This window comes from Thalassolituus hydrocarboniclasticus (assembly GCF_025345565.1).
Taxonomy (GTDB): Bacteria; Pseudomonadota; Gammaproteobacteria; order Pseudomonadales; family Oceanobacteraceae; genus Venatoribacter; species Venatoribacter hydrocarboniclasticus.
Genome location: NZ_CP054475.1, coordinates 687,539 through 703,446, shown reverse-complemented (window position 1 = coordinate 703,446; position 15,908 = coordinate 687,539). Strand labels below are relative to the sequence as shown.

Here is a 15,908-nt window from a genome sequence, read left to right as displayed (position 1 = left end):
CTCGTTTCTGATGGCGGCAAAGCTACTCAAAAGCGCCGCTGAAGGCAACATAACAGGCCATTCTCTGCCCTTTTTCGCGCAATAGAGGAGATTTGCTGCGGGCAAAGTCACAGAAATGTCATCAGCGCCCGATTATGTCGCCTATACAATCTCAAGCTGTCTATACTTACCCCATGATAACTAATAAAGATAAGACTCTGTAACCATGCAGTTCCGTCTGTCACAGCGTACGGGTCAGGACGACCCGCGCCGCTCAACGCTGATTAACGTTCCGCTGTTTCTGCTCAGCTTTGTCTTTCTGGCACTGGTTCTGGCCGGTAACGGCTACCGTCAGTGGCACAATGACCAAAAGGCATTTAATAAAGAAGTTGCCCTGACACTGGAAAACTACGTCCAGCAATCCGGCTTGCTGGCTCAGGCCGGACTGGCCGCAAACACCATGTTCAGTCATGGCTATGCCGCTTTGCTGGAAGAGTCTGCCAACGGTGACGAAGCGGCTGCGGTGCGCCTCTGGCAGGATATGAAGCAGTCCTTCTTCAACCTGACCGGCTTTGTGCTGTTTGATGATAACGGCCGTTATCTGATGCATCAGGGCGCCCCGCTGCACGCCGATGAAATCCGCGACATCTATGCCAATATCCAGAGCCTCGGTGGCGATAAAGGCATGTTCTCCCTGCGTTATGGCGGCAAAGGCGGTTATTACTTTTATACCCGTTTCCGCGCCCCCAGCGGCAATGACTATATTTTTGTCAGTCGCCGCTCCTACAGTAAATTGTCGAGCATTATCTATAACGGCAATTTCCCCGGCTTCGAGATGCTGCTGCTGGATACCCGCGATAATTCCATTGGCATCCGCGAGCATTACTACGCCGACTCGTCCCATCAGCCAAGACTGACAAAATCCGAAGAACAACAGATTCTGTACCGTACCAACATCCCCTTTACCCACTGGGATGTTATTGCCCTGCCGGTCGAGAAGGATGCGCAGGCTCTGCTGTGGAGCCGTATTCATCCGCCACTGGTGGTACTGGCCACTTTCTCAGTGCTGGCCGGTATTCTGTGGATATTCCTGCGCCGTCAGGAACGCCGTGCCGCCGAGCTGGAAATTATCCGCCGCCAGACTGAGCAGCGCGCCGACCGGGTGCTGATGTCGATCGATGACGCACTGATTTCCACCGACGCCTTTGGCCTGATCAACTACGTTAACCCCAAAGGAGCAGCACTGCTGATCGAAAATGGCCAACACGACTTTATTGGCGAAAGTCTGGCCGAAGTCTGGCCCGATAAACAGGCGCTGTGGAACCGTGGTCTGAGCGCCGATGAACTTGAATTACTGCAGGACAACGGCCGCCAGCTGACCGTCCGTATCGGTGAAGAACAGCGTATTCTGGAGCAGGGATATAACCCGTTGTATGAAGGCCGGCGTATTACCGGCATCGTCTGGCTGCTGCGCGATATTACCGATGCCGTACATGCCACCAGCGCGCTGGAAGAAAGCCGTTCCCGCTATAAAGCCCTGTTTGAAGAAGCCGGTGTTGCCCATTGCCTGCTGGATATTTCCCATTTTGATGGTCAGCTGGAAAGCGTCCGTCTGGTCAATATCAATGATGCTGCTGTACGCATGACCAAGGCTCAGGATCGCCAGCAACTGCTGCAGGATTACAGCCACCTGATGGTGCAGGGCAGCCGTGAGCTGCGCTCTGCCCTGCAGCGCGCGGTTGATCTGAAACTGAACACCACCGAGTTTGAATTACCACTGCGTATATTCAGCGGTGAACAACGCGATTTCTGGGTCAACCTCAGCCTGCGTTCCGGCACACCGGGTCAGGCGCTGATGACCGTCCTTGATGTTACTGAACGCAAAAAAGCCAACGAAAAAACCCGCGAACGCGAAGCCTTCTGGTCCAAGGTAATGGCCGCCATGCCGGATCTGGTTTACGTCGTCGAACTGACCCCGGATCTCAGCCATAAAGTGATTTATCACAACCGCACCATGGGGGAAGTGCTGGGTTACCCACCACACCTGCTGTTAGAAGCCAATGACTGGCTGCGCTACGCAGAACCGGGTGAAGAAGAGAAACTGGCTATCGCCCTGAACAAAAACCGGGTACTGGAAATGGGTACCACGCGTGAAGCCACTGCCCGCTTCCGCCATTACGACGGCAGTCTGCGTATTCTGAAGTTCCGTGATACCCCTTTTGCTCTCGATAAAGACGGTAAAGTTGTACGCTATATCGGCACCGCCCGCGACGTAACCGGTGATATTGAGAAACAGGAACGCATTGTCGAATCCGAACGCCGCTATCGTCTTCTGGCAGAAAATATGAGCGACGTTATCTGGGCTACGGATCTTGATCTCAATTTTAATTTCGTCAGCTCCTCGGTTGAACGGATTCTCGGTTACAGGCCGGACGAATTACTGCGCGAAGGCGTCGGCGCTATTTTTAAACGCCGCGATATCCGCACCCTGTTCCGGGCTATGCACCACGAAATTCAGCAGGCATTACTTGATCCGGCCAATGCTCAATCGCGTAATGTGATGATCCGCAAAGATGCAATAGCCACCAGTAAAAGCGGTAAAGAAATTCTGCTCGAACTGCAGGCCAGTCCGCTGTGGAATGACCGCGGAGAACTGCAGGGCATGCTGGGTATTTCTCGCGATGTTGGTGAAGCACGAAAAATTGAGCGCGAATTGCAACTTGCCGGTGAAGTATTCGCCAACAGTAACGAAGCCATTTTAATTACCGATCGCACACTCAATATTGCCAACATTAACCGCGCATTCAGTTCCATTACCGGCTACCAGCATGAAGAAGTGATTGGCCGTACCCCCGATTTTCTTATTTCTCCGGAGCGCCATGGCGTTACCTTCTTTGAAGAAATCGGCGAAGCTCTGGTCGCTGAAGGTTACTGGCAGGGCGAGATTTTCTACCAGCGAGCCAGTGGTGAAATCCGTACCGGCTGGGCTGGTGTCAGCGCTATCCGCGACCAGGATCACGAAGTACAGAGTCTGATTATTATTATGTCCGACATCACCGAACGTAAGGTGATTGAAGAACGCATTCATAAGCTGGCGTATTTTGATCCGCTCACCGGCCTGCCTAACCGCAGCCAGATGCATGAGCGCCTCGATGTATTACTGAAAACCGCCGCACGTCATAACCAGTGTGTTGCGTTGTTGTTTATCGACCTTGACCGTTTCAAACCCATTAATGATTCCATGGGTCACCCGGCCGGTGATCAGGTATTAAAACAGGTCGCACAGCGTCTTCAGAACTGTACCAAAAAACAGGATCTCGTCTGCCGCATCGGTGGGGATGAATTTACCGTTGCTCTTGGCGAACAGCTGGATAATGAAAAAGCGGCCGACACCGCCGTTAAGGTAGCCGAACGTATTCTGCATGCACTGAACCGCCCCTATATTCTTGGCCAGCGTGAAGTCTTTATCAGTGCCAGCATCGGTATTTCTATTTATCCGCATGACGGCGGCAGCGTCATTGAACTGTTGAAAAACTCCGACATGGCGATGTATCACGCCAAAGATCTGGGGCGTGATAATGTGCAGTTCTTTAACGAAAAAATGAATCAGAAAGCGGTTGAATTGCTGGAGCTGGAAAACGATCTGCGCCACGCCTTAAGCCGTAATGAACTGGAACTCTACTATCAGCCACAACACCAGTCGGGCAACGGCAAAGCGGTTGCTGCTGAAGCTTTATTACGCTGGAACCATCCGACCAAAGGGCTTATTTCCCCCGGATTATTTATTCCCATTATTGAAGACACCGGGCTGATTGTTCCTATCGGCCAATGGGTACTGGAACAGGCTTGTCAGCATTTTTCCGATTGGCAAAAAGAAGGACTTGAACTGCAACGTATCGCCGTCAACGTTTCCGCCCGTCAGTTTAAGCAGGATGATTTCCTGCAGATTGTGAAAGATGCCATATTCAAAGCCGGCATCCGTCCCGACCAGCTGGAACTGGAGCTGACCGAAAGCATCCTGATCGATGATATTGAGCACACCCTGGAAGCACTCGATGGTTTACGCAAACTCGGCGTACGCACAGCGATCGACGATTTTGGCACCGGTTATTCATCACTGAATTACCTGAAGCAGTTCCCGGTCGATACCCTGAAAATTGACCGCAGCTTTATTCAGAATCTGCCCGATAATGCGGATGACGCGCAGATTACCCGCACCATTATTGCCATGGCGCACAACCTGGGTATGGGCATTATTGCTGAAGGAGTGGAAACCCGTGAGCAACTGGACTTTTTAATTTCTGCCCGCTGTGAAGAAGTGCAGGGCTTCCTGTTCAGTAAACCGCTTCCCCAACAGCAATTCCTGCAGCTGCTGCAACCTTATGAAACCCAGAGCTAAAAGCGCACTGCTGGCGCTCGCAGCTGCCGCCCCTGTTCATGCCCTGGCACCGCCACAGGAAGCACAGCTGCAATACCGCATCAGCCAGTATCAGGAAAACGATATGCCTGCTAACCGGGTCGCCAGCGGTTCCACTGAACGCTATCAGATTTCCGTACAGCAACTGCAGTGGCAAACCCCTGTCGCCGGCCAGTGGCTGCTGAATATGCAGGGCAGCTACGAAACCCTGAGCGGCGCCTCACCTCTGCAGACCTTTGAAAACAGCAGCGGTCAGAGCGAAGTGATCATGAGCGGTGCCTCTATCGACGAAAGCCGGCAGGATGCGCAACTGCAGCTGACCCGCTATTTGCGCAACAGCACGCTCGGTGGCGGACTGTATTATTCCAGCGAAAACGACTATCAGGCGCTGGCCTGGAATCTGGCCGGCAGCCTTGAACTCTGGTCAGGTATGACCACCCTCAATGCCGGCATCAGCCAGTCGGACGATACGCTCAGCCCCAGCGACAGCAGCCTCTCGGTTAACCGCCAGCTGGCCGATAACCAGAGCCGAAAGCGTCAGGAAGGTTATCTGGGCATCAGCCAGATCCTGAATAAATACGAAGTTCTGCAACTGACTCTGAGCTACAGCCAGAGCAGCGGCTATTTATCCGATCCATACCGCAATATCGATCTGCGCCCGGATAACCGCGATGCCCAGACCCTGAGCCTGATGTACCGGTTTTTTATGAAGCCCTGGGATGGTGCCGCTCACTGGAATTACCGCTTTTATCACGACAGCTGGGGCGTGGATTCCCACACGCTGGAGCTGCGCTGGTATCAGAATCTCGGGCGCTATTGGCGCGCCACGCTGGGCAGCCGCCTTTACCGCCAGCAGGCCGCTGATTTCTACTCGCTGGCCAGTACCGCCAGTGGCAATGCGCAAACGAACGACGCCCGTTTATCCGCTTACGGCGCCATAACCCTTGAACTGGGTGTGGACCTGCTCTGGTCTCAGGCACTGCAGTTCAGCATCAGCGGACAGAATTACCGCAGCCGTGAATCCTGGGGACCGGATGGCAGCAAAGCACCTGAAGCACCGGCATTGGTGAATTATCAGCTGCTCAGCGCCGGTATTCTTTACCGTTACTAGGGCCTGGCCTGCTACATCTGTCACGGAACAAATAATCGCCAGACATTACTGGCTGTCGGCCGTTGTCTATACTGCTCTCCAGCGCCTGCAAACACGCAGAGGTCTGCTCTATGAACAGCCAGATCAACGACCTTCTTTTCCGCCTGCTGGATGAAACGCCCAACGCTTTCGGTGTCTTCGACAGCAACAACCAACTGCTCTACTGCAACGCCAATATGGCCAGCGTGTTCGGTCTCAGCCGCCAGCAGGCCAAAGGGCTGACGCACCGGGAACTGATGCGTAATGCCTACAGCAGCGGGCTGGGTGTACGCATCGACAGCGAAGACTTCGAACAGTGGATCAATGATGTGGAAAGCCGCCAGCGTCTGGACCCGGTGCGCACCTTTGAATCCGGTCTGATGAACGGTGAATGGCTGAAAATCACGCAGGTCACCATCGACAATCATCTGGTCCTTATCGGCACCAATATCACCGAATTAAAAGATACCGAAGCCCGTCTGCGCGCAGCACTGGAAGAACTCAGCGATGTTGCCAATACCGATGTACTGACCAACGCCGCCAACCGCCGCCACTTTTTTAACCGCGCCGGAGAAGAACTGGCACGCGCCCAGCGCTATCAGCACCCGCTGTGCCTGATGCTGCTCGACATTGACTACTTTAAACAGGTTAACGACCTGTTCGGCCATCACGCCGGTGATCAGGTATTGCAGTTTTTTGCCCGCTTTTATGAGAACGGCCTGCGCAAAATTGATTTTTTTGCCCGTCTGGGGGGGGAGGAATTTGTTGTTCTGCTGCCGGAAACCCAGCTGCATGATGCGATGACTCTGGCCAACCGCCTGCGTAAACAACTGGCGCTGCAAAGCATTTACACTATGCCGGAAGAGCAGAAGATTCAGATCACGGTGTCGACCGGCGTCAGCCAGTTTGAAGGCAGTGGAGATTCCGTACAGACCTTACTGAGCCGTGCCGACGAGGCCTTATACCGCGCCAAAGCCCACGGCCGTAACTGTTGTGAAGCCGCAGCCCCATGGCCTGCTGCGGGATAAAAACTCAGAGCTGACCAAACAGATTGACCGACTCCGCATTCAGCGGAAAACGCTGGCTCAGCTCATGGCCGGCAATCCCGGCTAATTCCCGCATCGCCTGCTGTATATGCTTGGGCTGTAAAAGTATGCCGTTGCTGTCGGCGGCCAGCGTCTGAGGATTAATCGCCTGCGCTTCGTGAGCGGCAGTGGTTAAGCCCACGCTGCGGTTCGCCCAGCTGGCGTTCTTACTCATAAAAATCGTGCTGCTGATCGGCCAGTGATCTTTACCATTACCGTCGTTATAGCCCGGAGTACGGGCAAAATCGGAACTGATCATCACCACCAGCTTATCGTCGATGCCCAGCCGCTCAGCCTCAGCCCAGAGATATTCCACACCGTTCTGCAGGCGCATTAATGCTGCCGCATGATCAGCATCGTGATTGGCGTGGGTATCGAAGCCCCAGGCCACCAGATCGGTGCTGACACATAACCCCGACTGATACGCCGCCAGTGCAATCTGCGCCTGACGCAACAGCGGGTTCCAGTAACCATCAGCATCGGTGTAATCGACCAGCGTCTGGGGCACATACTGCGCCAGCAACTCCAGCAATTGCTGGCCATCTTTGGCCGCCGCAAACTGATTCAGCGCCGCCTGCATTCGCGACGCCATATGCGGCTGTGCGGCCTGTAACCGCGCCAGACGTTCCGCGCGGTGGCGGTTGATGATGTCGCGTGTGCTCTGACGATGAAAATACTTTGCCGCATCCCAACCGCTGCCGCCGTCGAGAAACTGATCCTGATACACCAGTTTATTAAGCGCACCGGGGTCCTGCATCAGGGTGTAATTGATGACGCCTGCCGTCTGGTTGTAACCGCCATTACTGAGATATGCCAGCGGCAGTCCGGCGCCATACACCGCCGCCGCCAGCGCCGCAAACGACGGATAACCTTCCGCCAGCCGGCCACTCCAGTTGTAACGCTGGCCGGCCTGATGCGCGTTGGTCTGGGCATCAATGCCGTTCACTACCAGCATGTGGGGGTGCAGGTTGCTGAAGAAGCGCTGGTTGTGGGCAAAGGGCGCGTAGGTAACAGAGCTGCCGCTGATGGTTTGCACGCCCTGAGTACTGGCCCAGTGATTGATCGCCGGATTGACTTTTGGATCGCAGAAACTGGTGACATCCCAGCCGCCACCCGCCTCGATGCTGACGAAAAACGGGCCGGAGTAAGGCGTGAAATTACCCTCTGCCGCACGCGCGCGCAGTGACATTGGCAGACCTGCGGCCAGACCGGAAGCCACCAGCAACTGCAGGAAATGGCGACGATTCATTCCATTATTCATAAAGCATCCTGAAATCACTGAGCAGATACGTCAGCACAGCCATCCAGCTGCGCAGGGTGTGGTTAGGGTCCTGTTTCAGGGCCGCGTCGTTATCCCAGTCGAGCAGACAGAACTCGTCCTGCTGATCATCGCTGGTATCGTTGTGGTACAGCCAGTCACTGGGCGCATTGGCCACACGCTCGCTCCAGACTTCGTTAAACAGGTTGTAGGTACTGTTCTGCTCCAGCGCCAGATCGGTCAGCGGATCGCCCCAGATCACTTCAATCAGCCGGTTAACCTGCACCTGCACTTGAGCGGATGCATTAGCCGGGGTATCGGTCATCTCCACCAGGGTAAACAGCGTGCGCTGTGCCTTGGGTAATTCAAATTCGGCGATTACCCGCTGACACACCATTTCCTGCGACATACGACCGGCCACGGCATACATCAGGGTGTTCAGGCTTTGCCCGCGCTGCACCACGGTATCGCTGTCGATACCGCCATACAGGCCGTAATAATCCCGCGCCAGCAGGTCATAATTTTCATCCCAGGTGTGATGCCAGAGGCCACCACTCACCGCCTGAATCTTACGGCTCAGCTGCTCGGCGCTGAGCAACTGACCGGCGCCCATATCGCCGTAATACGCCATTGCCGGAGCCTGCCATGCGCGAAACACCGGGCTCATTGCCATATCGGCCAGCAGATCTTTCAGCTGATAACCGCCGCTGCGAAAGGCAGTCGCCAGTTCACCAAGCATGCGCTGCTGTTCGCTGTAACGGGCCAGCTTGTCGGCGTAATCAACATCGCTCGGTTCGGTTGGTTGCGGCAACAACTCACGCCCAAAGACCGCCGGCCACCAGAAGGCGACCGTACCTGAAGCAAAGCGCTCATCGGCCACCATCTGCTGCGCCAGCCACTGCAGGCTGTTGTCATTATTGGCAGCCGGCAGTGTCTGCCCGGCAAAGCCCGGTGCGCGCATATCGCGGTACCAGAGATCACCCTGCTGATAGAGACTGCCGGCTTTGTAGGTGTCCGGCAGTGAGTCATCACCATCCCAGGCATCGCGGTAATGGCCGTTGTCGCCATAGTTCTGAAAAGCGCCGGCCACCGGGTCCATCATTTCGTGGCAGACCGCACAGGATGGATTATTCAGTGTCGGGTTGTTGGTATCGGCCAGATCAGCCGGGTCCATAGAGCGCAGCGCCAGCCCCTCGATATCCACATTCAGGAAAAAGTAATACGCCCAACGGGCCCGCGCGCGGTTGCGGTTGGTATCGGTTGAGGGATAACGCGCCAGAAACATCTGTGAGCTGAGCAGACCAGCCTGGGGCAATGGCCCACCGGCATAGCCATCGATAATCTGTGCCGGGCGCCAGTCGTCCGGATCATTGTTATCCGCAAAGCTGATTCCGGTGTGATACACGTCGTTGGAAAACGGGTTCACCATGATATAAGAGGCGGTCAGCACTTCGCTGTAGGGGCGGTCGTGGGTGACGACATAGTTAATCAGCTGCAGCGGTGCGGTGGCCACGGCCCTGTTGGTATTGGCCCAGGCAAAACCAAAGGCTTCATTGGCGGCCTGACGCTGTTCATCGGTGGTGGCACTGTTTACCGCCTGCTGTAACGGTGCCAGACGGGATTCGATATAGGTGAAGCGTCCGCCTTCATACAGCAGATCCAGCCCCGGCGTGCGGTTGTTGGCGAATTTATTGGTGAGTAAGCGGTCATTCGCGCTTTCCATCAGGAAATCACTGAAGTGCTCACCGCTCATTAAGTGGCGGATCGCATTGCGCAGGCTGATCTCGGTGCCATCGGCAATTGACGCCTGCTCTGCGGCTGTTGGCAGGCGTCCGGCAAACAGCAGCGCCGACTTACGCAGCGTGGCATTGTTATCCAGCAATACCGCTTCGTCCCAGAACGCCGACAGGCTGACGCTGCCGTCGCTGCCATCACCGTCACTGCAGCTGGCAACCGGGCCGGCAAGCCAGCCCTGCAACGCCTGATGAGCCGCAGAACCTGAAGCAAACACCCGCCCGCCACCGTGCACGACCTGCGCCAGCGGCTTGGCTTCTATATTGGCCAGACCAGACTCAGAGGCGATGTAAGTATTTACTGCGCTGAGATTATCAGCCAGATAAGAACTCACTGAGGCCGGCTTCAGCACCAGTCCGGACTCCGCCGCAATGCCACCGGTCTGGTGGCACTGCATACAGGATGGCGCCAGTACCGGCGCCCATAATTCAGTATTGAAACGTTCCAGCTCAGCCGCACAGGCCGCAGCGCCATTACCATCCGGCAAGCCACCACCGGGCTGCTGCGGATTGCTGTCACTGATCAGCCCGCCCTGATATTCCCCGGTACCACATGCAGCTAAAAGTGTCGTAAGGAGGAATAGAAACGATAAAACTAAGGAGTTAAATACTGGCGACATACGGCACCTGTCATGGCTGGCTGCAATCAGTATGGATCACTCTTCGGTGGGTATCTGTAAGGACAGGTAACGTCGTGTAGTTTTATTCACTCTTGTGACAAAGGTCGCGGCATAAGTCTTTGTCTGTTGCCTGCTGCTTGTTTCTGATCGTTATAAAAGCCAAACAAATGTACACAATTCCAGCACAACGAAACGCTAAACTATGCCCCAGCACCTTTTATCCCTCCCTCTGAGAATAATTATGGCAAAGCAATGCCTCACCCGATTCAGCGCAAAATTCGCGCTGATGTTTATGATTATGCTGTTCAGCGTTCCCACGATGGCCATGCAGATTTTTGTGAAAACGCCTGCAGGAAAAACCCTCACGCTTGATGTTGAAGCCAGTGACTCCATTGAAAATGTCAAAGCCAAAATTCAGGACAAAGAGGGCATCCCTCCCGACCAACAGAGCCTGATCTTTGCAGGAAAAATGCTTGAGGATGGACGCTCGTTATCGGATTACAACATCCGGAAAGAAAGCACCCTGCACCTGCTTATAAAATCACCCATCAGTTTCACTCTGGAAGAAACCGTCACCCTGAATGCCAGTGGTTTGCTCACCCAACTGCCTGAAAATCTGGTCAGCGCTCACGATAGTGATGGCACAGCGCTGCCGGTACAGCACGATCTGTCATCAGAATGGCTGGCGCCAGGACAACACATACTGACCTGGACCGCGGAAGATGGTCTGGGCAATCAGGCTCAGCAGCTGCAAACCCTTAATATTCTGCCTCTGGCCAACTGGGCACCGGATCAGCGCACCAACGAAGGCAAACAGGTTAAGGTGGCCTTACACCTGAATGGTGATGCGCCCGCTTATCCGGTCGAGGCCACTTTCAGTATTTCCGGGACGTCGGTTTACAACGACGACCATAACGCTCAGGCCGGCACACTGGTCATTAACAGCGGCCGCTATGGTGAGCTGAATATTGATATCACCGCAGACGCCAGCGCTGAAAATCTGGAAACCCTGATCATCACACTGGACACGATCAGCGCGGCCAGCAAAGGGGCGAAAACCCGCCACACGGTATATATCGATGAAGCCAGTCAGGCCGCCAGCATTCAACTGACTGCCGCAGCCAACAGCACCCCCTCCCGGCCGCAGCAGCTGTTCACGCCGGACTCAGGTCTGATCACCGTCAGCGCAACGTTCTCAGACTCCGGCAGCAGTCACACGCTGGAGTGGGATAGCGGTGTGATTCGCGGTGAAGTATCCGCCAACCGTTTTCAGTTCGATGCCGCGCAACTGAGCCCCGGCAGCTATGCCATTCAGGTTGAAGTGCTGGACGATAGTGCCGCACCACAATACCGCAGCGCTGCGTTAATACTGACGCTGGTTGAGCAACTGCCTGTTCTGAACGCCGGCACAGACAGTGACGGCGATGGCATTGATGACGCCAGTGAAGGGGCCGGCGACAGCGATGGCGATGGCATTCCCGACTTCGCCGACGCCACCAGCGCCAGCAATCTGCTGGCGATGTACCCATTACACAATGCTCCGGCGGCAGGCGCCTGGTTTGTTGAGACCGAACCCGGCCTGCATATTGCGCTGAATGTCTACGGCGCAGACAGCGGCGAATACAGCCCGCTGTTAGATCCGGCCCGCCCGGAGCTGACAGACAACGGCTATCAGTATGCTTCCGGGGTGTTTGATTTTGTCGTTTCCAACATGCCGCTGGCCGGAGAAGCCGTCAGCATCGTAATGCCTCAGCTGGCCCCTCTGCCGGAACGTGCCAGCTATCGCAAATACCTCAACGGCCGCTGGTACAACTACAGCGAAGACAGCAACAACCGCCTGCAATCGGCGCCGGGCGAAGCGGGTTTGTGTCCCCCTCCGGGAGATAGCCGTTATCAGGACGGTTTAAACGCAGGACACCATTGCGTGCAGCTGACCATCGAAGACGGCGGCCCGAATGATGCCGACGGTGAAATCAATGGCCGGATTGTTGATCCGGGCGGCATCACCACCAGCCGCACCAGCGTCCATACCCGCGCGGCAGCAGGCTCACTGGCCTGGCCATGGGCCGTTTTGCTGAGTTTTATCGGCCTGCTTCGTCACCGCAAAGCACAGGCAAGCGCAGTGCTGGCACTGCTTCTGGTCAGTGGCGTCAGCAGTGCAGACTCGCGGGCTGTACCGGCCAAGATTGCCGATAACCTTTACCTGAGCCTGAGTGGTGGTATCGCTCACTCCCCTATGCGCCGTCAGGATATCCGCCAGCAACTGGCGCAGTACAACGATGATGTACAACTCGAAAGTTCAGATGCGACGCAATCCGCAGGCAGTATTGGTCTTGGCTATCGCTTTAATGAACGCCTGTCGGCCGGGTTGTCCTATACCGATCTTGGCCAGGTCGATCTGCAACTGAGCAGCCGCGATGCGATTCGCCGCTTAACCGCAGTGCATCCGGAGGGTGGCCATGGCATCGCTCTGTCAGGCGCGTGGGATTACCCTCTGTCCGGGCTTCTGTATGTGCGCGCCAGACTGGGACTGTTCCACTGGCAGGCCAGTTACCGCAGCATTACAGCACCGGGCGACCGCACCGAAAACCTGTCCGACTCAGGCACAGACGTCTACTGGGGAATAGGAACAAAGTATCAGCTGCGTCCGGACTTCGGCTTAACCACCGAAGTGCAGCGTTTTGAATTCGATAACCAGCCACGCCACTATGCCGGCATCGGAATTGAGTGGCACTTTATGGCACCGGCCGGCCACTGACGATTCCTGCAGGCGTCTCCGTATGGTCAGTTTTCCTGACCATACGGTCATATTTTTCCTTGCTCAGATGAGCGCAGTTCACGCCGATAATGACACCTTCTCAAGTGCCAGACGGCGCAGTTTGCGCTAGAATGCCGCCCTTCTGATTTTAACCCCCTTTTCTACCACCCTGTGTGAGGAAGCTCTGATGTTTAGCCGTGATATGAACATAGCGGATTTTGACCCGGAACTGTGGTCAGCGATGAAAGCCGAAGATGCCCGTCAGGAGCATCACATTGAGCTGATCGCCTCCGAAAACTACACCAGCCCACGGGTAATGGAAGCTCAGGGCTCCCAGCTGACCAACAAGTACGCCGAAGGTTATCCGGGCAAGCGTTACTACGGTGGTTGTGAGCACGTTGACGTGATCGAACAGCTGGCCATCGACCGCGCCAAAGAACTGTTCGGTGCAGGCTACGCCAACGTACAGCCACACTCCGGTTCTCAGGCCAACGCGGCGGTTTACTTCGCCCTGTGTCAGCCTGGCGATACCATTCTGGGTATGAGCCTGGCACACGGTGGCCACCTGACTCACGGTGCATCGGTATCTTTCTCGGGCCGCGTTTATAACGCTGTTCAGTACGGTCTGAACCCGGAAACCGGCGAAATCGATTACGCCGAAGTTGAGCGTCTGGCGCGTGAACACAAGCCAAAAATGATCGTTGCCGGCTTCTCTGCTTACAGCCGTGTGGTTGACTGGGCGCGTTTCCGCACCATCGCCGACGAAGTGGGCGCTTACCTGTTCGTTGATATGGCCCACGTTGCCGGTCTGATCGCCGCTGGCGTTTACCCGTCTCCGGTTGGTATTGCTGACGTGGTAACCACCACGACTCACAAAACCCTGCGCGGTCCGCGTGGTGGTCTGATTCTGGCCAACGAAGACGAAGAGCTGAACAAGAAGCTGAACTTCGCGGTATTCCCTGAATCCCAGGGCGGCCCGCTGATGCACGTTATCGCGGCCAAAGCGGTGTGCTTCAAAGAAGCGATGTCTGACGAGTACAAAGCCTACCAGGCTCAGGTAGTGAAGAACGCTCAGGCCATGGCCAAAACCTTTATCGAACGCGGTATTAACGTGGTATCCGGTGGCACTGATGACCACCTGTTCCTGGTGGATCTGATCGGTAAAGAGTACACAGGTAAAGACGCTGACGCCGCTCTGGGTCGCGCCAACATCACTGTGAACAAAAACTCTGTACCTAACGACCCACGCTCTCCGTTCGTAACCTCTGGTCTGCGTATCGGTTCTCCGGCCATCACCAGCCGCGGCTTCAAAGAAGCTCAGGCAACTGAGCTGGCTGGCTGGATCTGTGATGTACTGAACGGTCTGGAAAACGGCAACTCCGACGCCGTTGAAGCCGAAGTAAAAGCCAAGGTTGTTGCCCTGTGCGAACAGTTCCCGGTTTACAAATAAGCCCCGACTGATACTTCCGCTGTAAAAAAACCGCCCGGTGCCTGCACCCGGCGGTTTTTTTATGCTGCCGTTATGACTCTCCAGCCCTGAGCATGGGGTGCCATATGTGACTTTTATAAAACAAAACGGCCCTTTATCGACAGCAAAAACGGCACTGCTGACAGCCTGGCCTAAGCTTAAAGCACGAACTCAGATGACGAGATACCCAAGCCATGCCACTACCGGCCCTGATTCCCTGCCTGTTGCTGCTGTTGCTGTGTGGCAATCCGGCACAGGCCCGTCCGTTAACTCTGGCAATGCCCTATTTTCCGCCCTATTCCTACCTCAATGCTGAGGGCCAGCCCGATGGAACCGGAGTAATACGCCTGCAACAGCTGCTGACCATTGCCGGGATTGAATACCGTATCGTGCCCGTCCCAAATTATGGTCGCGCTCTGGCAGAACTGGAGGCTGGCGATGTTGACGGCTTCTTTATCGCCAGCCCCAATAACAAGCGCAGCGAGTACGCACACTTTTTCGGGCCATTGATGCTCAACCGCTGGAGCTGGTTCTACTTTGTCGGGAAAAAGCCCGTGCTGTGCCAAAGCCCGACAGTAACCATTATTAATACAAACACTCAGTACTGGCTGGAGCAGCAGGGCTGCGGTCCGCTGCATACTGTCCATCAGGCCGCTGACCTGATCAGCCTGCTTACTGACGGGCGCGTCAGCGCCGCCTTTGTTGCACGTAAGGTAATGCGGGAAGAAATACGCCGACAGGGGCTGCCGGCCACGCTGTTTACCGAGCAGCCTGAACTGGTGCAGCCTTTCGGCCTGTATATCGCCCATAGCGTGCTGCAGGAGCAACCGGCACTCGCCCGGAAAATCAATGATGCCCTGCTGCAGCTACCTCCGCTGGATAGCGATTAAGCACACAACACAGTCATCTCTCTGTCACAGCTTTGTCATAGGGTGCTACATAAGCAGGCAGCACCTTGCTGTATCCGTTATCCACAAAGAGATGCCATATCATGAGCAAGCACTGGACTCCGGTAACCGAACGGCATCTGGCCGCCATGCTTCGTCATGCCGAGCAACAGCTGGACCCCGCACTGCACCAGATCTGGCGACTGATCCGGTTGCCATTGCCGGAACTCTGGCAACAGCATCCCTGGGGCGATGAAGGCTGTGGCTTCTGGGTAGTGGCGGTATTTGGCAAAACCTGTGTCTATTTCAACGACATCAGTCAGGGCTTTAACTCCAGCATATTTATGAGCTGGGGCCATATCGAAGATTACCAGACCCGCACCGACGCTCTGGACGTTCATCTGGAGCGCCTGTTTCAGAGCCATCCCGATCTGACTTCCGCCGCTAACTGATAAAATTAACGCCCATGCTGAGTGCGGGGCGTTTGTGCCGCATCTCCGTCAAAACAGCCATT

General features: G+C 55.5%; 9 protein-coding genes. 7 read left to right on the top strand and 2 right to left on the bottom strand.

Features of this window, described 5'->3' with window-relative positions; all coding sequences use genetic code 11:
* Positions 1-205: 205 nt before the first annotated feature.
* The 3 genes from HUF19_RS02990 to HUF19_RS02980 all read left to right on the top strand — a co-directional run bounded on the left by HUF19_RS02990 (position 206) and on the right by HUF19_RS02980 (position 6,553).
* Positions 206-4,378, top strand: coding sequence for a sensor domain-containing protein (locus HUF19_RS02990; RefSeq protein WP_260998428.1), 4,173 nt, complete (start codon positions 206-208; stop codon positions 4,376-4,378).
* Positions 4,362-5,507 carry a DUF3570 domain-containing protein gene (locus HUF19_RS02985; RefSeq protein ID WP_260998427.1) on the top strand — a complete coding sequence of 382 codons (1,146 nt, stop codon included), beginning with the start codon at positions 4,362-4,364 and terminating at the stop codon, positions 5,505-5,507. The genes HUF19_RS02990 and HUF19_RS02985 overlap by 17 nt, the downstream gene beginning before the upstream one ends.
* Positions 5,508-5,617: 110 nt before the next feature.
* A complete protein-coding gene (locus tag HUF19_RS02980; protein WP_260998426.1) occupies positions 5,618-6,553 on the top strand; it encodes a GGDEF domain-containing protein in 936 nt (311 codons plus the stop codon).
* Between the two features lie 4 nt (positions 6,554-6,557).
* Here the strand turns inward: HUF19_RS02980 and HUF19_RS02975 are convergent, their stop codons facing one another.
* Together HUF19_RS02975 and HUF19_RS02970 are read right to left on the bottom strand one after the other, a co-directional pair.
* Positions 6,558-7,871 (bottom strand): DUF1501 domain-containing protein, encoded by a 1,314-nt coding sequence (locus tag HUF19_RS02975; RefSeq protein ID WP_260998425.1) that lies wholly within the window; start codon positions 7,869-7,871, stop codon positions 6,558-6,560.
* Positions 7,864-10,281, bottom strand: a complete 2,418-nt coding sequence (locus tag HUF19_RS02970) for a DUF1588 domain-containing protein (protein WP_260998424.1) — start codon at positions 10,279-10,281, stop codon at positions 7,864-7,866. The genes HUF19_RS02975 and HUF19_RS02970 overlap by 8 nt, the downstream gene beginning before the upstream one ends.
* 241 nt (positions 10,282-10,522) lie before the next feature.
* Between HUF19_RS02970 and HUF19_RS02965 the strand changes: the two genes are divergently transcribed.
* The 4 genes from HUF19_RS02965 (at position 10,523) to HUF19_RS02950 (ending at position 15,846) form a co-directional block, all read left to right on the top strand.
* Complete coding sequence (locus HUF19_RS02965) at positions 10,523-13,039, top strand: ubiquitin-like protein (RefSeq protein WP_260998423.1); 2,517 nt, start codon at positions 10,523-10,525, stop codon at positions 13,037-13,039.
* Between the two features lie 187 nt (positions 13,040-13,226).
* The gene (gene glyA / locus HUF19_RS02960) at positions 13,227-14,489 is read left to right on the top strand and encodes a serine hydroxymethyltransferase (RefSeq protein ID WP_145469903.1); all 1,263 of its coding nucleotides are present in this window, start codon (positions 13,227-13,229) and stop codon (positions 14,487-14,489) included.
* A gap of 212 nt (positions 14,490-14,701) precedes the next feature.
* A complete protein-coding gene (locus HUF19_RS02955) occupies positions 14,702-15,397 on the top strand; it encodes a substrate-binding periplasmic protein (protein ID WP_260998422.1) in 696 nt (231 codons plus the stop codon).
* Positions 15,398-15,498: 101 nt separating this feature from the next.
* Positions 15,499-15,846, top strand: coding sequence for a hypothetical protein (locus tag HUF19_RS02950; protein ID WP_260998421.1), 348 nt, complete (start codon positions 15,499-15,501; stop codon positions 15,844-15,846).
* Positions 15,847-15,908: the final 62 nt, after the last annotated feature.

What these genes read in the sequence shown, in the direction of transcription:
- HUF19_RS02990 (WP_260998428.1), top strand. Translation starts at nt 206, where the DNA reads ATGCAGTTCCGTCTGTCACAGCGTACGGGTCAGGACGACCCGCGCCGC.
- HUF19_RS02985 (WP_260998427.1), top strand. Translation starts at nt 4,362, where the DNA reads ATGAAACCCAGAGCTAAAAGCGCACTGCTGGCGCTCGCAGCTGCCGCC.
- HUF19_RS02980 (WP_260998426.1), top strand. Translation starts at nt 5,618, where the DNA reads ATGAACAGCCAGATCAACGACCTTCTTTTCCGCCTGCTGGATGAAACG.
- HUF19_RS02975 (WP_260998425.1), bottom strand. Translation starts at nt 7,871, where the DNA reads ATGAATAATGGAATGAATCGTCGCCATTTCCTGCAGTTGCTGGTGGCT.
- HUF19_RS02970 (WP_260998424.1), bottom strand. Translation starts at nt 10,281, where the DNA reads ATGTCGCCAGTATTTAACTCCTTAGTTTTATCGTTTCTATTCCTCCTT.
- HUF19_RS02965 (WP_260998423.1), top strand. Translation starts at nt 10,523, where the DNA reads ATGGCAAAGCAATGCCTCACCCGATTCAGCGCAAAATTCGCGCTGATG.
- glyA (WP_145469903.1), top strand. Translation starts at nt 13,227, where the DNA reads ATGTTTAGCCGTGATATGAACATAGCGGATTTTGACCCGGAACTGTGG.
- HUF19_RS02955 (WP_260998422.1), top strand. Translation starts at nt 14,702, where the DNA reads ATGCCACTACCGGCCCTGATTCCCTGCCTGTTGCTGCTGTTGCTGTGT.
- HUF19_RS02950 (WP_260998421.1), top strand. Translation starts at nt 15,499, where the DNA reads ATGAGCAAGCACTGGACTCCGGTAACCGAACGGCATCTGGCCGCCATG.